Below are 20845 nucleotides of genomic sequence, written 5' to 3'. Positions count from 1 at the left end.
CTTTTAAAAAATTAATAAGCGGCAATTGGGTGCTACTACATAAAGAACCGATAGTCGTAAACATCATTAACGATATCCCCCGAATGCTTAACGACATCTGCAAAGGTTTTGGAATACTCTAATGATGCAGGTAGTGTTTTATACAAGGTGTTATTATTCCAATCGACTTTAGTAAGTGATAGGACGCTGCTACAGCTATCGTGCCAGCCACCATCGCCTGAGAATCGCCTCAGTAAAATCGGATTGGGTGTTGCTTTAAGGGCAGCCTCTTTGAACACTGGCTGGTTAGACCTTTGCATATTTACACCCGTTACGCTTCCTTGAGTCCATAACAGGCATTCGTTTCCGCTGATCGGTTGGTACGTCCCTCTTTCAATGGGATAGCCTGCGGGAAAAATACTCTTTTTGTTTTGTGATTCAGTCTTATCTACTTTCAAGCCATACCAAGGTACACTTTTGACGACCTGTATCAATTCAATTTCGGTCTTTTCCCCGAAGGCATCAAATGCACCCTGGATTTCTTCTTCCGTAAATTCTGAAGATTTATGAATATAGAGTTTTCTTGGAATCCTTCCGCTGTGGCCATTTTGGTATAAATGTAAACTGCGAGAGAGAACAGACTGCATTTCCTGATATGAGAGGTAAGGATTACCTTTTCGGTCTGTTGTATACTCCTTGGTATCATAGGCAACAAATTCGAAACCAGTTCCGTCCGGATCAAATATCTGGCTACAACAAGTCGTATATTCGACTCCATCTTGATGCTGTTTCATGGCATAACTAAGGCCGATATAAGTTTCATCTTTATCAAAATCGGCTAATTTCCAAGGTATTCCTCCAGCTTTCGCATATATGGCTATACTAAGACCCCACATCACATTGGCCCTACATGGTCGTGTGAAGGCTTTTTCATTGATGATTTGAACGGGTATAAGGTGTTGAGCTAACTGAGCTTTAATGGCGTCGTGTAAATTAAAGTTTTCATACTCATAACACTCACTCCACGAAGGTGGAATGTAAATAAGTAGTACGTCAAATCTGTTTCGCCCTCTGATTAATCCACCAATGCTCTGCAACATATTTTCGACAAGTGCAGCGCCATCCCTATTTGCGGCAAGTAAGTTACATTCATTTGACGTAGAGAATTTCAAACTATCTTCAACATCCGGAAGTGGCGTTCTAAAAACCGTTTGAAAGCCGTCATAAGGTAGATAGTAATTCGGCGCATCTTGGACTTTGGCGCTTCCTTTGAGCTCGCTTATTAGCCTGTCTAATTGAGCCAGATGTTCATTCGGTGCGAGACAGGCAAGCCTGACCTGTTTAGGAAAAGAAAGATCATTGCTGTATGGACCGTGTTGGACTAATCCTCTTAGCGGATGCGTATCTGTTTTACTGCCGGAAAACAATAATCGTGGTTCCGGTAGTACTTTATGCGCCGATAGCTCGGATACGTTATTAGGCATTATCGCTTTCCCTTCCACTATAAGCTGTTCTTAACGCGATAGTAAATGAGGCAGGTGCAGCGCTTTTAGGTCTGTATTCAATGCATGCATTTTCCTTTCCTCCGGATATCCCAAACAGAATTTCAATCCATGCATCCAGAAGACTGTAAGATTTATTGTTATAGCGTCTTATCTTTCGCTTATATAGAAAATCAATGGCACTCTCTCGGTTTTTCATGGGAGATACCCAGATATCAGGACGCAATAAAAGCCATGGCTTGCCATCACGAAAATCCAATTTTACGGACGTGGATTCAGCCCAGTGCGTATTTTGCACTCCGCTAACTGTGCCGGTTATGTATCCTGGTTTCTCTTTGTAACCCAGAATATTGCGAAGCTCCGAGAACTCACCAATATTCTTATATTCATGATTAACCACAACGTAGTAAACCCCGTTTCTTTTTCTTAGAAGGAGATGAGGCTTGCCCTCTATAAGAGCATTTGCCAATGCTTCTTCAAGAAAGGATTTTAGTATGGTTGAGTTTTGAAAAGCTTCGATTTCGTTTGAAAAGGCTTCCGAACCTTGTTTCGCGGTCTCCTTATTATTACTTATTTTATTTACTTCATTGAAATCACCCCAAAATAGGACTTTATCCGTATAGGCCAATACAGTATCAGGGTTATGATCAATTAATTTGGCTTTTAAATCCGCATAGCTGTTAATCCCGCATGATAGTAAACAACCACATCTTGTAGGAACGTCGATGATAAGAAGAGCATTGGTCCTCAAGATAGGGAAATTCTTGGCAGGATTACCAATCGGAATGTTAACTGCGAGAAAACCCGAATTTTTAACCTTACTATCAATGCTGTCTGGTTTGTCTTCTATTTGTCTCCAAATTCTCGATAACATTATGTCGAAGGTTCCAGTCTCGACCAGATTGGCATTAATGCCTTTATCCCTGGCCCTTTCGATTAGCTCTAAGACTGGCTTTTCTGCGGATGATAATCTCGGAACTGTCCAGAACAGTCCATGAGGGAATGCATTATTTTGATTCATGGCGGCTTCAAACATCGACATAACATTTGAATCTCTACCGCTATAACCTGAAACGACCAAGCCGTACCTGCATGCAGCCGCTATAAAGCATTTTTGTATTTCAGCGTCATTGCTCTGCAAATCCTGAGACAGGTTCTTTATGCTCCTGTATTTAAAATCTCCGTGGATTTTTGCATAGATCGGAAAATTCTCAGTATTTAAGGCATCTAAAGCTGCATATGAGCCTTCAAGATGAAAGGGTGATATAGATTTTCCGCTAACTCCTGCGTAAGCAGTTTCTATAACCTCATCGAAATTGGTGGTAAAAATAACTCTCGCTTTTTGAAGTTCAATAAGTGCCGCCAAAGCTCGGTGACCGACATTGAGGGATATTCTTTCCGGCGACAGTGCTTTATTAATATAAGCTTGTTGGGTGGCATAATCATCGTCAAAAATAAGTTCAAAATAAAAGGAATATTCCTCGTTGCTCCAAAGAGCAGGAAATCCTTGGCTATCCATATAACTTTGTATTCGTTGTTGAATGGCTGATTTGCTAATGTCGTGCCGTTGTATATCTTGATTTTCTTGGAGGCAATAGTAACGCCGCTTTAAATTCCATATAAGATCGGTGGCCGTGGGCATTCCCGCAGTCCTAGATGTACCCGCTCCGAGAAACCACATAAGGTGCCTGGAGTTTTGAACAAAGTAATCTATGAACTGTGAATCATCCATGTAGTATCCTAACGTATATACTCACACATAAGGTGAGTTGTATTTTCATTTCAACTGGATTTCCTTCCTTCAAAGCCCTCTCCTTCTCATTGTTGTAATCTGACACAAAAAATTTTGTATCCATCAGATTTTTAATATATCTAATAATTTATGTCCGCTTTGGGTCGCAAGCGGCTATTTCAGCATAGTAGAATATTCGCCTATCACACAATCACAGGTTCAGTTATTCCACAGATTTTCTCGCCTCACAATTCCAAAGTCAGATACAAAGACCGGATTTCATCCGGCAGGATGCAGAGATAATCCAGGGTCTGGGCTTCGGACGCATGGCCGAAAGCACGCATGAGAATGGCAACAGACGCATGGTTATAGACTCGCTGGTGGTAGCCCCACGTTTTACGCAAGGTATGTGAACTAAAATTGCCCGGCAAGCCTGCATCCCGGCACCAGCGTTTCACCAGTCGATTTACAGCAGCAACACTCAGGGCGCGGTTACGCCGTTGTGATAAAAATAGTGATGCATTGGAATGGTGACGTTTAGGGTGGTAGGCCAGCCAGTTTTGAATACTGGTCTCTGTGGTGGTGTTCAAAATGGTTAAACGATACTGACTGTTTTTCGATTGTTTGATATCCAGAATATCCCCAGCCTTCAGATGGCTGACCTGCCCAATGGTCAGGGACAGTAATTCATTGGCCCGATAGGCGGTGTTAATGCCCAGGGTAAACAGACATAAATTCCGAGGCTGGGACTGGAGCCTGGCTTTGATCTGCTCAATGGATTCAAGGTTGCGAATAGGCTGGACTTTAATGGATGCGCCTTTGCGGGGATGATTTTCATTATGTCCTTTGCGCATCATGACCGGGTGACTTCGCTGTGAGCGGATGCCAAAACTTCATGATTAACTATTCTTTGAAAGTTGACATTCCCGCTCTATCTTACTGTTAGTACGCCTGCACAAGGGGTCAAGGCGATTGATGTGTGTGGAGGGACAGTCTCACCCCCTTGTTTCTGACGCAGTATTATACCTTTGCCAACTTTCAAAAATGAGTTAAGGAACTTTTTATTATTAATGATATTGATCACTGGCTTGGCAGGATCTATCACGGTTCAGGCTGAAACATTTACCCATCAGGATTTTCTGGCATTACCGGAAGCACATCAGAAATTCTGGATTGAGGGTGCAATAGATGTAGTCATTTAAGTGTCTGCCGCCAACAGCACGGAACAAGGACAATGTGTAGCCGATTGGTATTTCAGTGACCAACGCGCCGAACGAAACGGACTGATCCTGGCCAGCATGCACAAGTACCCCACGTATCCGCCCAGAACTATTTTTGTGGCCCTGACGGAACAGGCATGTGGCACTTACCGGAATTGATTTATCGGCAGCGAGATATCCGGGACGATATCGTGCGACACGGTAACGTCCAGGGCGGTCTGACGCACTTGTTCCGGCTGAACACTAACCTGAATGTCATGTGCTTCCAGCTCTAATGCCTTCACGCGCTCAAGTGATGCATTACACCCCCTCCATCAAAGAATCGCCACACACAACGATACCTGTGCGGGCAGAGATTTTGACAACGTCAAACCCTCTGTATCGGTTATGTCCTATCTGAGGATGGCTGTTCATTCGATGTTCCTTACTATCGTCACCTCAATTAAATCGATAGTTGTATTGCATAAAACAGCGGTTAAGAAAGGTTAATTTCTATCTGTTTCCCGGAATCAAGCCAACTCGGTAGTAAGGTCAATGCCCCTATACATTGATCGAAAAGGAGTGCAACCAATGGAACCGCATAAACTGACCAAGCGATGGCGAGAACAGATGCTCAAGTCTGTGATCCTCAGACCACACCACCTGACCCACTTACACAGCGCTGAGGATGACTTTCACTGCGTTGGTTATCACTTTGAAGGATAGGGATTGTTGCAAGTCAGCCACCGACAAAACGGCGCCGATCAGCAGACCGTTTATCGCTTTACCCGGTACGGTGAGTTAACGGCTATTTTTGAAGAGCATGCGGATGGGGTAAGCCGTTAACTGTGTTGTTTGGACTTATGGGCGTGATCATTACATGTCATCTTAAGCTTGAGTCGTCATTTTTTAGGGGCTTCAAGGCCTCGACACTACCCTGCATTCACCCAGGCTTTATCTACCTGCGCGTCTCTGACACGTAAGTATTTTATATTCATTAAAACATATATATGGAAAATCATATATTTTACTTTTATCATGCGCTCCAAGGTAATAACACCGATTGTGAGGGTGTACATGAGAGTTTTATTTGTCTGTACCGGCAATTCTGCCCGTTCGCAGATGGCTGAGGCGGTGCTCCGGGATATGACCGGAGATCATTTTGAGGTCTATAGCGCCGGTACTCATCCCGAAGAAGTTGATCCGCGAACGCTGTCCACTTTGGAGCGGGCCGGAATTCCATGCGCAGGTCTGCGCTCCAAGCATTCGGATGAGTTTGCCGGACAGTCATTCGATTATGTCATTTCGCTGTGCGACAAGGCCCACCAGGAATGCCGCCACTGGCCGGGCGCCGGTGTGGTCATGGCCTGGGATTTTCCTGACCCGAAAACCAGTGATGATCCTCTGGCATTTGCGCGCACGCTGCATGAGATCAGCGAACGCATCCGCTTGTTTGTGCTGGTCAACAGCAAGCATGTGAGCGAGTCATTTGAGCCACTCGCACCGATTGATTTTTATAAGGCGCTGGCCGATGAAACCCGGCTGAAATCGTTACTGCTGATCGAAGCGAAAGGTGTGCTGTGCGTCTGCGATCTGATGGTCGCTCTGGACGAGTCCCAACCCAAGATTTCACGGCATCTGGCGCTACTGCGTAAGAGCAATATCGTCAAGGAACGCCGTCAGGGGCAATGGATGTATTACCGTCTTCACCCCGCCTTACCGGAATGGGCACGGCAGAATCTTGAAACGACCTCCACACAAAATCCTGATTATCTGGCGGATTGCCTGCAACGGCTTTCCTCATCCTGTCAAACCATTTGCGAATCCTAATCATGAAAATTCTGTATATCTGCACTCATAACCGTTGCCGCAGCATCCTGTCTGAGGCAATTACCAACCACAAAGCCGCTGGCGGGATCGAAGCCAGAAGCGCGGGAAGCCAGCCCGCAGGAGAAGTACATCCCTTGTCGCTGAGATATCTCGCAGAAGCCGGTATCCCGACAGCCGATCTGCGCAGTCAGTCCTGGGATGAATTTGAGGATTTCGCCCCGGATGTGGTGATCACCGTGTGCGATTCCGCTGCCGGTGAAGCCTGTCCAGTCTGGTTCGGCAAATCGCTGAAAGTTCATTGGGGACTCGAAGACCCCTCAAAACTGAGCGGTTCGGAAGCAGAGATCGCGGATGCGTTCCGGCACACCATCCAGCTCATCAGTGACCGGGTGGATGCATTGCTGACCGTCGCCGCAATGGATAAAACCCAATGGGCCGAAGCCCTGGCAGCCTTGGGAGCGCGGTCATGAGTCTCGATGATATGTCGTTACCGAATTTGGATCCGTCACAATTCCAGGTGCCGGATACCAACCATTTCAGCCGCCAGTTTTCTGACCATAAACCGCGTTTTCTGTTGTTGTATGGATCATTGCGTACCCGCTCCTTCAGCCGCCTGGTTGTTGAGGAATGCGCCCGATTATTGAGCCAGATGGGTGGCGAAGTGCGGATATTCGACCCACAGGAACTCCCCTTGCCGGATACCGAGGATGAACAACACCCAAAAGTGAAAGAACTGCGGGAACTGGTGATATGGTCCGAAGGTCAGGTCTGGTGCTCGCCGGAGCGTCATGGCGCCATGACCGGCATTATGAAGGCCCAGATCGACTGGATTCCCCTATCCCTTGGGGCCGTACGGCCGACCCAGGGTAAAACCCTCGCCGTCATGCAGGTGGAAGGCGGGTCGCAGTCTTTTAACGTGGTCAATCAGTTGCGGGTGTTGGGCCGTTGGATGCGCATGATCACCATTCCCAACCAGTCATCGGTCGCCAAAGCCTTTTTGGAATTTGATGATCAGGACCGTATGAAACCTTCCAGTTACTACAACCGTATTGTCGATGTGATGGAAGAGTTGATGAAATTTACCCTACTGACCCGTGATAACAACGCTTATCTGGTAGATCGTTATTCTGAACGGGTGGAAAGCGCCGAACAACTGACGGCACGCGTCAATCAGCGGTCGATATAGGAGCGATGAAGAATGGGACTGTTTGAACGATATCTATCGTTATGGGTAGCATTGTGCATCGCTTTGGGTGTTTTGCTGGGAAATCTGGCACCGGGCGTTTTTGGTCAGATTGCAGCCATCGAGTATGCCCATGTCAATCTGGTTGTGGCGGTACTGATCTGGCTGATGATTTACCCAATGATGATCCAGATCGACTTTACCTCTCTCAAAGACGTGGGCAAAAAACCCAAGGGCTTAATTCTGACGCTGGTGATCAACTGGCTGATCAAACCATTCACCATGGCGCTGCTGGGCGCTCTGTTCTTCAAGGTGTTGTTTGCCGGCTGGGTGGACCCGCAATCAGCGGCTGAATATATCGCCGGCATGATATTACTGGGGGTTGCGCCCTGTACGGCAATGGTATTTGTCTGGAGTCAGCTGACCAAGGGCGATCCTAACTACACTCTGGTACAGGTCTCCATTAACGACATCATTATGATCTTTGCGTTTGCGCCGGTGACTGCGTTTTTACTTGGCATCAGTGATATTCAGGTTCCGTGGGAAACACTGCTGCTGTCAGTGGTGTTGTATGTGGTGCTGCCGTTGATCATCGGCGCGATTACCCGCAGCAAGCTGGACAAAGCCAACGACCACAGCCGACTGGCGGCTTTTGTGGCAGCCTTCAAGCCCTGGTCTGTCATCGGCCTGCTGGCCACGGTTGTTTTGTTGTTCGGGTTCCAGGCGCAAACGATTCTGGATAAGCCGATGGTCATCGGTTTGATTGCCATCCCCTTGTTGATTCAGACCTACGGCATCTTTGCGATCGCTTATCTCGCTGCCAAACAAATGCGGTTACCGCACAATATTGCCGCGCCGGCCTGTATGATCGGCACCTCAAATTTCTTTGAACTGGCGGTTGCAGTGGCCATTTCGTTGTTCGGCCTGCACTCGGGCGCGGCGCTAGCTACGGTGGTCGGAGTGCTGGTGGAAGTACCGGTCATGTTGTCGCTGGTATGGTTCGCCAACCGCACCCGTCACTGGTTTGAGTAAAACTGCGTCAAAGAGGAACAGCACGCTTGAAATGTCTGTTGCAGGCGATACGTCAGAATGAAGCACAATTAAGGGCTTTTTTGCGCCACCGGTTATCGGCAGATGCGGTGGCGGAAGATCTGTTACAGGAAGTCTATTTACGCGCCATTGCCCAGGGTCCCAAATTCTGTTCCGTCAGCCAGCCCCGCGCCTGGCTGTTTCGGGTGGCCCGCAACGCACTCATCGACTATCAGCGCCGGCACCGGGAAACCAGCGAACTACCGGAAGACATAACTCATCTGGAGGAAGAACCAGCACCCGTCGATCGGTTGACCGAATGTCTGAGCCGTAACCTCGCCCGATTGAATCAGACCGATCGCGACATCATCGAACACTGCGACTTGCTGAACATGACGGTCAAAAGCTACGCCGAACAGCGTCAATTGTCGTTGTCTGCCGCCAAAGCGCGCTTACTGCGAGCCCGCCAGCGCCTGCGGACATCATTGATCCGGCATTGTTCTGTCCGCTTCGATGAAACCGGACAAGTATGCAGTTTTACTGTGCCGCCTACGGCATCCTGAACCCATAACGAAAAACTTCCTTCCCCTACTCTGGCTGTTTTAATTCAGCCTGTATCCATTAAAAAAACCTGCATCCTTTTGCAGCTGCCTGCGTCTACTCTCATACACACTTTCAAGGGCGCGAGCGATGTTGGGAATATTTGCAGATTTCGCCAGTTGGCTGATTTATGACCTGGCCGGATTTTCAGCCACAACCAGGCTGGGCAGTGCTTTGCATTTCTTTGTGGAGGATGTCAGCAAGATTTTTGTGCTGCTGATCATCATGATTTATGTCATCGCACTGTTGCGGGCATCTTTGGATGTTGAACGGGTGCGGGATTTTCTGGCTGGTAAACACCGTGGCATCGGTTACCTGCTGGCATCAGGCTTTGGTGCCATCACGCCTTTCTGTTCCTGCTCAAGCATTCCGGTATTTCTGGGATTCACCTCCGCCGGCATTCCGGTAGGCATCACTATGGCCTTTCTGCTGACATCACCGTTGATCAATGAAGTTGCCATACTGTTGCTGCTAAGTCTGCTGGGCTGGAAGTTCACGGTTTTATATGTGGTGGTGGGTATAGCGGTTGGCATGCTGGGTGGTCTTTTTCTCGATACTGTTCGCGCTGAACGCTGGTTGCAGTCCTTTGCCGCCCGAGCGTTGCAGACCGGCCAAAGTTCTCAAGCCAATACTCAGGCAGGCCCGGCTCCACGACTCACCTTCCGCGAGCGCCACGAGTTTGCCAAACGAGAAGCTCAGGAGATTTTTGGCCGGGTATGGAAATGGGTCATCATCGGGGTGGGCCTTGGAGCGGCGTTACATGGATTTGTCCCCGATGGCTGGATAGCCTCACACCTTGGAGCTGGCCAATGGTGGACCGTTCCCGCAGCGGTACTGCTGGGCATACCCCTGTATTCCAATGCGACCGGGGTGATTCCGGTTATGGAAAGCCTGATCACCCATGGCCTTCCCATAGGCACGACTCTGGCCTTTTGCATGAGTACTGTTGCCGCCAGTTTTCCCGAATTTATCCTACTCAAACAAGTGATGCAGTGGCGTTTACTGGCCATTTTGTTTGGCATGTTACTGGTGTCATTTACGCTGGTTGGATGGATATTTAATAGCCTGTCATTTTTACTCTAAGAGGAAGTTATCATGAAAATCATCAAAGTTCTGGGCAGCGGTTGTGCCAAATGCAAGAGCACCGCAACACTGATTGAAGACAGTGCCCGTGCTCTGGGTATCGAAGTTTCCGTTCAGAAAGTTCAGGAACCCGAAAACATAATGGCCTATGGCGTCATGTCCACGCCGGCGGTGGTTATTGACGAGACCATAGTGCACAAAGGTGGCGTTCCGAATAAAGAACAGGTTATGGAATGGTTATCATCCTAATTTATCCACCACTTAACCCGACATCAAGCGCTGTCGGGTTAAGCAGATTATGCGATTTCGTCACCAGTGAAGCCTGTCCAGTCTGGTTCGGCAAAATGCTCAACGTTCATTGGGGGTTGTCCTTGCCATTCCCTTGTTTGGCCCGCAGCATTGGCCACTGTGGTTGGGGTGGTTGACGTAAGGCGACATCAAAGAGGAATACCAAAGATGCATAATCCGGTAAGAGTTCTGACTAAAAAGACCGTGCTCTGTGTTGGCCAATTTGGCTTGGAATGACTAAGCTTAATGTTAACTGCTGGAACAGCGCATCACTGGACTTCAGCCTTTTTCAGTCGTTAACAGATCTGACGAATTTGTTGTGAACAGGCCATCAGAGACCCTGCAAGATCAACGTCTTTTTATCTGCATCTATAGCTCTCTCGGATAGCAGATTAACGAGGCAAAAAAAACAGAGCCCAGCGTTATTGATATTCAGTATTGTCGAGCGTCGTGAATGAGTGGTATGTAAATTAATTGATAACACTATAATAAAGGTTTAACTAATTGGTGCCGATAACACCTAAATGTTCCCATAGCCTTCAGTAAGGTATGAAATCATGTCAATTCGCGGAAAACTCATTGTTTTACTATCTGTGAGTGTTTTACTCCCGGTAATCTTTATTGCCTTTACCCTAATCATGAAGTTGCGATCCAGTGCCGTAGAAAACTTTGAAACCACTGCAGATCAACAGGTAAATCTGGTTAATAGCCTTATCGAGCTATACCTTGAAGGATTAAAAGAAGACACCGTCTTTTTAGCTGGAACAACTCAAATAAGAGCCCTTACGGATAAGACAATGACGTATATGACGGCAGTAGACCAACCTATGACGCCGTTACAAAACAGTCAGGAAGAGAAAGATGCCTTTGAAATCATGGAGACTTTTGGACAGTCCCATGGTGATCTGGCTTATGTATTTGTAGGTTTGGAGACTGGCGGCTACGTTCAATGGCCCACGTCGGATACAAGCAAATATGATCCTCGGCCCAGGCCTTGGTATCAAGATGCGATTGGACAGTCCAAGCCAGTATTGAGCCGTCCTTATAAAGATATTTTCACCGGTGCACCCGTCATAGATTACCTGACATCATTTAAAACCGACTCCGGCTTGAGCGGGGTTTTTGGTTTGGATGTCACATTAGAGAAACTGGCAAATGTTGTTAATAATGTCCAGTTTGGAAAAAATGGCTACGTTGTTTTAACTGAGAAAGACGGCACAATTTTAGCCAATCCCAGAAATGTCGAACTCAATTTTCAGAAGTTATCTCAGCTTAATGACCCTATTTCAACAATTGAAGCCAGTCCACTTGGTTTATCTGAGGTCACTATTGGCAAAGAAGCCTGGTTTGTTCAGAAAATACAATCAGATCAGCTAAGTTGGTACTACTATGGTTTGATACCAAAGTCTGAGGTCATGTCACAAACCAACCAGCTTTTTGGACTCATTGTTATAATTAGCATGCTATTTGTTGTGCTGTTTATAGGCCTCGGTTATTTTCTCATTTCCCGCTTCACAGCCCCATTGTATGCAATCAATGACAGCCTTAAATCGATTTCGGAGGGAGAAGGTGATCTTACTTCAGAATTAGATGTGGCCTCTACTGATGAAGTCGGGCGTCTTGCACAGTCTTTCAACGCTTTCTTGAAGAGCATCAGAGCAATGGTAAAAAGCGTTCAGGAAACCGGGCACGGAGTGGGAAATCGATCAACAGATTTACATAACCAGTCTGGTAAACTCACCCGACTCGTACATGATCAAACAGAATCCATCGATCTGGTTTCGACAGCGTTTGAAGAAATGGTGGAGACCTCACATGAAGTATCCAGAAACTGCGCTGAAGCGGCAGAGGTTGCAAATGACAGTCAGTCCCAAGTAAATGCCGGACAAATCTCACTGCAGAAAACGGTCAATTCAGTCAGCAAACTGTCAGCATTGTTAGTGGAATCAGACAAAGAAATGACCACACTAACAGATGAATCTAAAAACATAGAAAGTATTCTCGACACTATAAGGGGTATAGCAGAACAAACGAATTTATTGGCATTGAATGCAGCAATTGAAGCTGCCAGAGCTGGTGAGCAAGGTCGAGGTTTCGCTGTGGTTGCAGATGAAGTCAGGACACTGGCCAGTCGCACTGCTGATTCTACTGAAGAGATATCAAAGTTACTCAATGGGCTTCGTCAATTGGTTGCAACCGTTTCTTCAAAGACTTCCGAGAGTCTCTCAAACGCGGAGGAATCCAAGATTTTGACCTCAGAACTGGAAGGCACCTTGGGACAAGTATTCGAAAGTATCAATGCAATCAAGGACATGACCGCACAAATTGCTACGAGTGCAGAAGAACAGCATCAAGTGGCGGAACATATTAATCAGAACATCGTCAATATAAAGTTAACGTCTACAGATACAGACGTCATCGCCAAAAAAGCGAATGGCGTCTCTGATGAGTTAAAAGAACTCTCTGAGAACCTCACTTCACTTGTAGGGAAGTTCAAAGTCTGAACCGCCTATGGTGTCATGTTCACGCCGACGAAACAGAAGTGCACACAGGATAAATAGCAGATCATGGCACCAACCATGCCATGATCTGCTCATCCATTTAACCCGACAGAAAATGTTGTCATGTTAAGTTAATGAAATTATTCAGGCACTGCACCTTCTGTCATTTTTGTTCGCAGTCTGATGACTTTCAATGGTCCACCACTGGCAAGATAAACGCCAGCTGAAATCGCGAAAATACCAACCCAACCCAAGATCGTGGGCAGCTCATGCAGCACCGGAATGGCAATCAGCGCAGATAGCGCCGGCACCAGAGCACCAAACGTCGCACCCGCAGAAGCGCCCAAAAGAGTGATGGCACGACCATACAGGAACAACGACAGAATGGTGGCAACTATACCCTGGAAAGATGCCTGAAACAGCACATCCGCCATTGGGGCCTGAAGGATCTGCAGCCCGGAAGTCAGGAAATACCAGGGCAGATAGAACACTGCTGATCCCACAGAAACCAAAGCCGCTGCATGCAATGGCTTAAGTCCTGAACGTTTGAGCACCAGGGTATAGCAGGCCCACATTGACGAGGCGCTCAAAAACAACACCACTCCGAGCAACCGTTGTTGATCCGACAGCATAAGCTCAAGACCCGTGATCACCAGCACTCCCAGAACAATGAGCAAATACCCGACTTTTCTGGTGAGCGAAAACACCTCTTTAAAGATGGCCACGGATAGCAGGCCTACGAATAGTGGCATCACCCCTGGAATCAACGCCCCACCCTGTGCCGCCGGTAACCAACGTAGACCGGTGGAAGCCACCAGCGCGTAAGGTGCACCTGCGCCACAGATGAGAATCGCCAGTTGCCACAGACGTATTCGGTCACCACCTAAACCATGTTTCAGCAAAACCGGTAACAATAATAATCCAGCAGCACCGAATCTCAGTGCCGTGACATCTTCGGGTGACAATGAAGTGGTCACGCCTGCCCGGGTGGCGGACATCCATCCGGCCCAGATACTGACAGCTGCCAGCCCGCTGATTGCGCCTGTCAGGTAACGTGATTTGCTGATATGACTGTCCATACTGTGCTCCTGTGTAAGCTGATGACCGATCAACAGCAGCTTAAGAACACATACGACATGAGTAAATTGATTAATTTGAAATTAAGTATGAACAATACTAATATCAAAGCACTCTACACTTTGTAGACTAGGGAGACAGGCTAGTCCCGAGATGCTAGTCCCGAGATGATTCCGCACACTCCTTAAACACCCGTATCAGGAACACCGTAATGAATGAATCAAGCATCAACATCACCATGCTACGGGTGCTTTCGACATTGAGCGAAACCCGCAATTTCAGCCGCGCAGCAGACCGTCTCTGTATTACCCAATCCGCCATCAGTCACGCTATTCGTGGATTGGAACAGGCTGTTGGTGTCCCCCTGGTCACCCGTGGCAATCGGGGGATTACCCTGACCGCTGCCGGTGAAGAGGCGGTAGCCCATGCTCATCGCGCCCTTGAAGCGATCAACAGTACCTTGAATATTGGTCGCCAGCCCATCGAAGGACACCTGCGACTGGCCTTAATCAACAGCGCATCAATCAAAATTGCCCCCGCCACTCTGTCCCATATCAAACGCCGTTACCCAAAACTGAAAATTGATGTACTGCTGGGTACCGATCAGGAAGTGGCTCTCTGGGTGGAACGGGGTACTGCGGATTTAGGGATCAGTTACGATCCGGGAAACTGTCACCACCAAGCACTTCTGGAAGACGAGTTTATTGCAATCAGCGGACAGGGATCGGGTCTGTCTGCCGGCACAGTCCCACTCGCAGAGCTGGATCAGCAACCATTTATTCTCTCTACCGGCGGCTGCGCACCCATTCTGTTTCAGTTATTTGAACAATCACATATCCAGCCGGATATCATCACAAAAGCAAGCGATATGGGCACCCTGGTGGCACTGGTCAGCGCCGGATATGGTATATCCATCGTCCCCTCTTTTTCGCTGCAACACTATGCAGATACCCCGGTCACACGCCACTCCCTGGTTCCGGCAGTACAGAGATCATTATGGCTGCTCCAACCTGTTCAACGGCGGCAGGAGAAACCTTCTGCCGCCGTTGAAATTGTCAAAGAGATTATTGTTGATGTCATGAATAACCATTAGCAGGTGAACTATGAATGGCGGCCAAATATGCACAAATGCACATGAATGAATGAAGTGGGACGGGATTAGCGCTTACCCTTATTTTATTTTCGCAGAAAGCACATTGGATCCTTTACAACCATTCGTTACGAGCTGAACCTGCTTTAAGACAAAGAGTTTTTATAATGTATAGTCAATTATCTGATAGCTATTTTTACTACTTTTATAAGCTCGATACATCAAAAACACAGTAATAGCTCCCCCAAGAAGTAGCGTTCCATTAGGCCCTAAAGTATTCGCCAAGCTGTATAGCATTTCTTCCTTTCCAGAGTTTCGCCCAACACGATCAACTTCTTCTGGATGAATTCCACTTACTAAAAAATAGAGTGCGGCGGTAATTATAGCTGAGCAGATTGATAGGATTATAGACTTTCCTGATCTTGCGAAAAGACCGGCATTCCTTGTAGCTTCAGTATAGCTTCCACCTGAAAGTTCTTTTACCATATTTACTATTTTTAATTGAGTATCAGAATCTCCTGCATGTACACCTATATCATCCGCCATACCTTTTGCGCAGATGATAGTGGTAAATTTGTTATCCTGGAAAGCGGATACTCCTTTAATTTTCTCTTTTTCAATCATAACCCCATTTTCGCCCAACTTTTTCTTATCTTTTTAGTGATAAGAGCCAGTTCCGAAACATCTACTTTGGGTTTTATCGTGAAAAATACAACTTCACTAGATACCCCGAGAGTACCTCCATTTAACTTAAACATGATATCTCCTGTTTCGTTGTTTTATGTTGTATATAATGTCCGTATCACACGCACTGTTTTGTATGGCACCGACACCTAGCCCGAATATTTCATCAAAACTGGAGCACGGAACCGATTAGCCTTATTTTATAGACGTTAGCACACAAAATAAGAGCAATTCTGTGATGACAGAATGCTACCAAACTTCGTTCCCTTTTCCATCCGTCAAACACCGCAAAGTCGACGTGAATTTTAACGGTGGTGAAATCTCTTCCGATGGTGGAATGTGATTGCTCAGAGAAATTGACAAACAACTGGGGTTAACGACGGCCATAGATTTTGTTTTGTGTGATAACCATGTTCAGGGAAAATGTGACCATACTCAACTGACGATGCTACGCCAACGCATCTATGCCCTGGCCACCGGCTATGAAGATCTCAATGACCATTGCACACTGCGTCATGATACGGTGTTCCAAATCACAGTCGAGATCGATACCTCTCTGGCGAGCATGGCCACCTTACATCGCTTTGAATATCAGGCAGATCGACACACGATGATTCATTTGCATGACGTCCTGATACAACAATTTATCGACAGCTTTAAGACGCCTCCCAAGAAACTGATTCTGGACTTGGACGCCACGGATAACCTCATTCATGGTGATCAGCTGGGTAAATACCTCAATCACTATTATGACCATCACTGTTTTCTATCCTGTATGTGTTTTGTGGTCATCAATTGCTGACGGCCTATCTACGGCCCTCCTCCTGTGCTGCTGCCCATCACGCGGGTGCTGTTTTGGCCTTGTTGACCAAACGGCTGCGCCAGGTCTGGCCAAGGGTGAACATGGTTCTGCGAGGCGACACTGGATTCTGTTCTCCGATGATTCCGGGCTGTTGTGATCGTCATCAGGTGGATTACCTCATCAGCATGGGTCAGAACAGTCGTGAGCACGCAGTGAGCGGCACTGGGCGCAGTGGTATGACACCCTGGATGGAAAAGCGCTGAAGCGGTTTGAAACCTGGCGCCGGGATAACGTTCAAGGAGTGCTGCCCTGGCATAAAGATCAGCTCTGGGGGGGGGTTGGAGGAGTTGTGTTCGAAACTCGGGTTATCCAAAAAATCCAGACGACTTTTTAATGAAATCATTCACAAGAATAGATTAGGTGTCGAAAATTGCCGGTATCTTATTCATATTTTAGATTTGATGAACTATTCGGGCTAGATCTTTTTCTCTACATCTCCATGAAATTCACAAGTGGCACCGCAATGCACCTGCTATACCTCCGGTTGCCATGACTTATACCCCGGAGTCCTTTCACACACCTCTGAGATGACTTCCTCTGGTACACCAGCCTCTTTCAACGGGTAGTCATCAGAGAACATATCATCAAATTTCTGAGCGGCGGACCCATCTGCTAAACACCAAGGGCAGATAAACTCAGTTTCTTCCTCAGCGAAAAGGTTCGAGACATATACATATCCCCTGGCCTGTTCACAGCACTCGCATACATCGCAGCTTTCCTTGATTGCACCCGTCGAAATTAGTTCAGGGTGATATTTGAAATTCGGAAGCTACACGACTCCTTCTCAGAAAGTTAACACCATTATTAAGTGGCACATAGATTGGTATTGTTTTTGCGGTTTTTTATTTTCAAAAATGGTGGTATCCGTTATGCATCTAATTTAATTGCCTTGATACTCATTGAGTCTTCTCCCTCGCACACCGCATCAACGGTATGTTTAATGTGACCAAACCAACAGGAGAAAACTCAATGAGATTTTACAACAACTCACATCCATACTATTGTGGTATCGATCTCCATACTCGTTTGCTTTATGTCTGTCTTCTTGACTCGCAAGCGAATGTCATCGTTCATAAAGAAATTGCTGCCAATAAAGATGACCTACTACTCATGATTGAATCCTATATTGGTAATGTTTGTTGGCGTCGAATGCATGCATTGTTGGTACTGGGCCACGACCGAACTCAATCTAAAAAAAGACAAAAACTCCGAGCTCAATATCGATATGTCCATCCTTGATTTCTATGCAAAAGAGATGGCGCAATTTGAGTGGTTTATTGAACAACAAGCGAAAGCCTAAAATTCTATTTGTCATGAGCTGCTCAAAACCGTTCCTGATATTGGAAATTTATGATCACTCATCATTTTATACGAACCGTCGACATCCACATAACTTTTATTTATCTACCTAACAACTTGACAACCACTTATTGTCACCTACTTTTCATATCAACTAAAAATAATTATCGTGTAAGTGTTTTTAAAGAACTTACATCCCACCTGCTGTCTGAACAATAAAAACACATCAATTAAAGGAAAATAATAAATGGAAAACTCAGCAAAAAAAGTCGCTTTTGTTATATCAGGAGCTGCCGCATTCATACCACAAGAACTTGCTTGTATTCGAGCAATCATGGAAGCCAAATATCCCGGGGCTACAGAAAAAATAACCCCAGCCATTCTTGCAGGAACAAGCTCTGGATCAATATGTACAATTCTGGTCAATGGAGTCATTAATGGAAAAATCACCTGGGATCAGGTGGAGAATGATATTATTCCAGCGATCAAGAATAATAATATTTACGATAATGAACTGTTTCAGCAAGCTCTATTGTTCAATGCAATTCAAACCATTATTGCGGGATCAAAATCAAGTAAAGACACTATTCAGTTGTATAATGATGTTGTTGACTTGTTAAAGAATCACTCATCCATGAAGTGGCAACAAGTTTTGAAGAAGTTGATTTCTATTTTTGGTGAATCGATTAAAGAATATAAAGAAATCAGGGCTTTTGCTAGCGATGTAGCCACATTCATTCAAAAGGTTAAGCACTATGATTATGAAACGGTGAAAGCTGCTTACCAAGCCATTTTTGAGAATATAGGAAAGGGTTATGTCTTGGATACTGCTCCGCTGAAAGTTACCTTAGAAAAATATATCAATACCGTCATGGACTTCAAAACCATGGAGCAGCTTCCTTGCCACACGCTTATATCTGCGGTTTCGGTGGCTGATGGCAGTGAAAAAAGATTCGATAGCACAGAAAACGACGATAAAGACACAAACCTGGTCGATATCATTTTAGCTTCCACGGCTATTCCTGTGATATTCCCTGAGCGTGCGGTAAACACTCAAATGTATGTTGATGGTGGAACAGGCACTGATAATTTCCCTGTTCCAGATATTATGGTTGCTGGAGAAAAGTTCGACGAAGTGTATGTCATCACCCACAAAAATGAGACACTGCTTGGCAAACCTATCGCTCACAACTACACGTGGATGCCTATCCTATCGAATTTATCTTTTGCCTTGGCCGTTCAGGGAGGAAACACAGTAACCTACCAGATGGCTCAATCTCTCAGTATTGTTGACAACCCCCAAAATGCCTACTTATATATGCCTGATTTCGATCAGAATTTTGGTATGCTTGATTTTGACTCCATGCCAGAGCAATTAAAAGAGTCAAAAAAATATTGTGAGGCACATTCTCCTGAAAAAGTTGTTGACGTCTTAAAGCGTATTAACTTTCCAGTCTCGAGCTAATTCAGACCATAAACAATAGACGAATTTGGCATTGAATATAAACTATTGGATGTCCTACTTTTGCTTATGTAATTGCACAAACACCTAAAGCAGCGGCGCCGTTTACGGCGTCCTGCTGGCGAGATTTCGAGTCCGTAGTCCACTGCAATAGCAGTGTTTGAAGGTCGACTGGATGATCACATGGCATTGTAATTTTTAGCTGACACAGAATTTTGAACACCCTCAGGCATTTTTATCACACTTAGATTTAATTTTCGCTTCTAAATGTTCTATTCCATCGTGTAGGATGTTCATATGTTTAGAGTTTGCTTCAGCATCAAATTTGAATTCAGCATTTAGTGCATCAGTTTTAGCCCCTTTTTCAGTAAGAAACTCCAATATTTCTTTATGACCGAATTCCTCTGCCACTTTTAAAGGAGTAAATCCACCTTCACCTTCTTGATCAATATTAATTCCGTTTTCTACTAATAATTTTACGGCCTCGATATCGCCCCATACACATACACAGTGCAAAGCATTATCACCCAGAGCATTGGTATCATTTATATCGCAAAGCTTGACGCCAACAAAATCTGGTACAGATTCTACTTGGTCCAGCAAATCTCGAACGGCTTTGTTCATCATATATTGCCTAGCATCTTACTAGTCCTCTAGAACACGTGTTTAATCGCGTAGTGAGACATAGTAACGGGTCAGAAATAATCGATATTCTATAATATACTCTTCCTTATAAAAAAGATGCCAGACGATAGCCAAAAAAAGCAGCACATACCTCATCTGACAAATTATCATCGGTAGAGTATTGTCTAATGGTGAATCACCATTAGAAGTCAGTCAACTTTTGGGCCTGGGCGCTAACACTATTTAAAAATAGCGAGAAAAAAAAGAGGAAAACCTCAACTCCTAAAACACGCTCAAGATGAATATGTTTATAGGGAGTCCATGATTAATATTGCTACATTCAATCTTCATCAGGTCACTGAACGGTTGTATACTTGTGTACTACTCACCTGCTCCAACTACTTTCCCAAAACCCAAAATATCGAAAATCTCCAACATTTTTGCATACAGATTGATTCCGAATTTACCGGCATTTTTCCGATCGACAGTAAATTTCATCGGCGCTGTTTCCGACGTTAACAGCGAGCCTATGTTGAACCGCGTTATTCGAAACATTACGAAAAGCGTACATCCCTCTCCGACAAATCAAATATCCACAATGAATAAACCAGCGCTCAAATTCGGTCAGACTGAGCCACCCTGCCCCAAAATGGCGTTACGGAAAACCATAACCATCAAAACCGGATCAAAACGGTTATCTTGCATACATTTTTTTCAGAGCTACTCTTATTCTTGTTATGTATATTGGAATCCGTTTCCAGTTAGCCATATAACAAAGACCTTCCGACAGCATTGCCATCTCTTGATGACTTTTCGGACCC

20 protein-coding genes and 3 pseudogenes are annotated in these 20845 nt (G+C 45.7%); 15 read left to right on the top strand and 8 right to left on the bottom strand.

From position 1 onward, the window contains the following. Positions 1-35: 35 nt before the first annotated feature. The 3 genes from ACQY6I_RS00635 to ACQY6I_RS00625 all read right to left on the bottom strand — a co-directional run bounded on the left by ACQY6I_RS00635 (position 36) and on the right by ACQY6I_RS00625 (position 4070). On the bottom strand, positions 36-1463 hold the full coding sequence (locus tag ACQY6I_RS00635) for an argonaute/piwi family protein (protein ID WP_428239532.1): 1428 nt from the start codon (positions 1461-1463) through the stop codon (positions 36-38). Then, positions 1456-3123 carry an SIR2 family protein gene (locus ACQY6I_RS00630; protein WP_428239531.1) on the bottom strand — a complete coding sequence of 556 codons (1668 nt, stop codon included), beginning with the start codon at positions 3121-3123 and terminating at the stop codon, positions 1456-1458. Before ACQY6I_RS00630 ends, ACQY6I_RS00635 begins: the two co-directional genes overlap by 8 nt. A gap of 335 nt (positions 3124-3458) precedes the next feature. Next, positions 3459-4070 (bottom strand): tyrosine-type recombinase/integrase, encoded by a 612-nt coding sequence (locus ACQY6I_RS00625; RefSeq protein WP_428239530.1) that lies wholly within the window; start codon positions 4068-4070, stop codon positions 3459-3461. Positions 4071-4283: 213 nt separating this feature from the next. Between ACQY6I_RS00625 and ACQY6I_RS00620 the strand changes: the two genes are divergently transcribed. From ACQY6I_RS00620 to ACQY6I_RS00570, 11 genes are all read left to right on the top strand, one after another. Continuing rightward, positions 4284-4415 carry a hypothetical protein gene (locus tag ACQY6I_RS00620; RefSeq protein ID WP_428239529.1) on the top strand — a complete coding sequence of 44 codons (132 nt, stop codon included), beginning with the start codon at positions 4284-4286 and terminating at the stop codon, positions 4413-4415. Positions 4416-4570: 155 nt separating this feature from the next. Next, the gene (locus tag ACQY6I_RS00615) at positions 4571-4708 is read left to right on the top strand and encodes a hypothetical protein (protein ID WP_428239528.1); all 138 of its coding nucleotides are present in this window, start codon (positions 4571-4573) and stop codon (positions 4706-4708) included. A 295-nt stretch (positions 4709-5003) separates the two neighbouring features. Beyond that, complete coding sequence (locus ACQY6I_RS00610) at positions 5004-5138, top strand: hypothetical protein (RefSeq protein ID WP_428239527.1); 135 nt, start codon at positions 5004-5006, stop codon at positions 5136-5138. A 351-nt stretch (positions 5139-5489) separates the two neighbouring features. Next, the gene (locus tag ACQY6I_RS00605) at positions 5490-6242 is read left to right on the top strand and encodes a metalloregulator ArsR/SmtB family transcription factor (protein ID WP_428239526.1); all 753 of its coding nucleotides are present in this window, start codon (positions 5490-5492) and stop codon (positions 6240-6242) included. A 2-nt stretch (positions 6243-6244) separates the two neighbouring features. Beyond that, the gene (locus tag ACQY6I_RS00600) at positions 6245-6712 is read left to right on the top strand and encodes an arsenate reductase ArsC (protein WP_428239525.1); all 468 of its coding nucleotides are present in this window, start codon (positions 6245-6247) and stop codon (positions 6710-6712) included. Continuing rightward, complete coding sequence (gene arsH / locus ACQY6I_RS00595) at positions 6709-7428, top strand: arsenical resistance protein ArsH (protein WP_428239524.1); 720 nt, start codon at positions 6709-6711, stop codon at positions 7426-7428. The genes ACQY6I_RS00600 and arsH overlap by 4 nt, the downstream gene beginning before the upstream one ends. Positions 7429-7440: 12 nt before the next feature. Beyond that, positions 7441-8457: an ACR3 family arsenite efflux transporter gene (gene arsB / locus ACQY6I_RS00590; RefSeq protein ID WP_428239523.1), complete on the top strand. Its 1017-nt coding sequence runs from the start codon at positions 7441-7443 to the stop codon at positions 8455-8457. Between the two features lie 26 nt (positions 8458-8483). Continuing rightward, positions 8484-9017 (top strand): sigma-70 family RNA polymerase sigma factor, encoded by a 534-nt coding sequence (locus ACQY6I_RS00585; RefSeq protein WP_428239522.1) that lies wholly within the window; start codon positions 8484-8486, stop codon positions 9015-9017. A gap of 127 nt (positions 9018-9144) precedes the next feature. Continuing rightward, the gene (locus ACQY6I_RS00580) at positions 9145-10137 is read left to right on the top strand and encodes a permease (protein WP_428239521.1); all 993 of its coding nucleotides are present in this window, start codon (positions 9145-9147) and stop codon (positions 10135-10137) included. Between the two features lie 12 nt (positions 10138-10149). Then, positions 10150-10386 (top strand): thioredoxin family protein, encoded by a 237-nt coding sequence (locus ACQY6I_RS00575; protein ID WP_428239520.1) that lies wholly within the window; start codon positions 10150-10152, stop codon positions 10384-10386. Positions 10387-10982: 596 nt separating this feature from the next. Then, positions 10983-12929, top strand: coding sequence for a methyl-accepting chemotaxis protein (locus tag ACQY6I_RS00570; RefSeq protein ID WP_428239519.1), 1947 nt, complete (start codon positions 10983-10985; stop codon positions 12927-12929). Positions 12930-13066: 137 nt separating this feature from the next. On the opposite strand, the gene ACQY6I_RS00565 is transcribed toward ACQY6I_RS00570, so the two are convergent. Further along, entirely contained in the window at positions 13067-14005 is a 939-nt protein-coding gene (locus ACQY6I_RS00565) for a DMT family transporter (RefSeq protein ID WP_428239518.1), read from the bottom strand. Between the two features lie 209 nt (positions 14006-14214). Between ACQY6I_RS00565 and ACQY6I_RS00560 the strand changes: the two genes are divergently transcribed. Beyond that, positions 14215-15096, top strand: coding sequence for a LysR family transcriptional regulator (locus ACQY6I_RS00560; protein ID WP_428239517.1), 882 nt, complete (start codon positions 14215-14217; stop codon positions 15094-15096). A gap of 159 nt (positions 15097-15255) precedes the next feature. On the opposite strand, the gene ACQY6I_RS00555 is transcribed toward ACQY6I_RS00560, so the two are convergent. Then, the gene (locus tag ACQY6I_RS00555; protein ID WP_428239516.1) at positions 15256-15717 is read right to left on the bottom strand and encodes a hypothetical protein; all 462 of its coding nucleotides are present in this window, start codon (positions 15715-15717) and stop codon (positions 15256-15258) included. After that, entirely contained in the window at positions 15714-15851 is a 138-nt protein-coding gene (locus ACQY6I_RS00550) for a hypothetical protein (RefSeq protein ID WP_428239515.1), read from the bottom strand. The genes ACQY6I_RS00555 and ACQY6I_RS00550 overlap by 4 nt, the downstream gene beginning before the upstream one ends. A 269-nt stretch (positions 15852-16120) precedes the next feature. On the opposite strand from ACQY6I_RS00550, the pseudogene ACQY6I_RS00545 reads away from it, so the two are divergent. After that, positions 16121-16842 (top strand): annotated as a pseudogene (locus tag ACQY6I_RS00545) (transposase). A 269-nt stretch (positions 16843-17111) separates the two neighbouring features. Here the strand turns inward: ACQY6I_RS00545 and ACQY6I_RS00540 are convergent. Then, positions 17112-17396 (bottom strand): annotated as a pseudogene (locus ACQY6I_RS00540) (CbrC family protein); the annotation flags it as partial. Between the two features lie 212 nt (positions 17397-17608). On the opposite strand from ACQY6I_RS00540, the pseudogene ACQY6I_RS00535 reads away from it, so the two are divergent. Together ACQY6I_RS00535 and ACQY6I_RS00530 are read left to right on the top strand one after the other, a co-directional pair. After that, positions 17609-17990: pseudogene (locus tag ACQY6I_RS00535) on the top strand (hypothetical protein); the annotation flags it as partial. 195 nt (positions 17991-18185) lie between these two features. Further along, the gene (locus ACQY6I_RS00530) at positions 18186-19403 is read left to right on the top strand and encodes a patatin-like phospholipase family protein (RefSeq protein WP_428239514.1); all 1218 of its coding nucleotides are present in this window, start codon (positions 18186-18188) and stop codon (positions 19401-19403) included. A gap of 222 nt (positions 19404-19625) precedes the next feature. On the opposite strand, the gene ACQY6I_RS00525 is transcribed toward ACQY6I_RS00530, so the two are convergent. Continuing rightward, entirely contained in the window at positions 19626-20024 is a 399-nt protein-coding gene (locus ACQY6I_RS00525) for an ankyrin repeat domain-containing protein (RefSeq protein WP_428239513.1), read from the bottom strand. Positions 20025-20845: the final 821 nt, after the last annotated feature.

The sequence above is a fragment of the Gynuella sp. genome, assembly GCF_050297175.1.
Lineage (GTDB): Bacteria > Pseudomonadota > Gammaproteobacteria > Pseudomonadales > Natronospirillaceae > Gynuella.
Note: the sequence above shows the minus strand (reverse complement) of the source record. Positions and strands in the feature narration are given on the sequence as shown.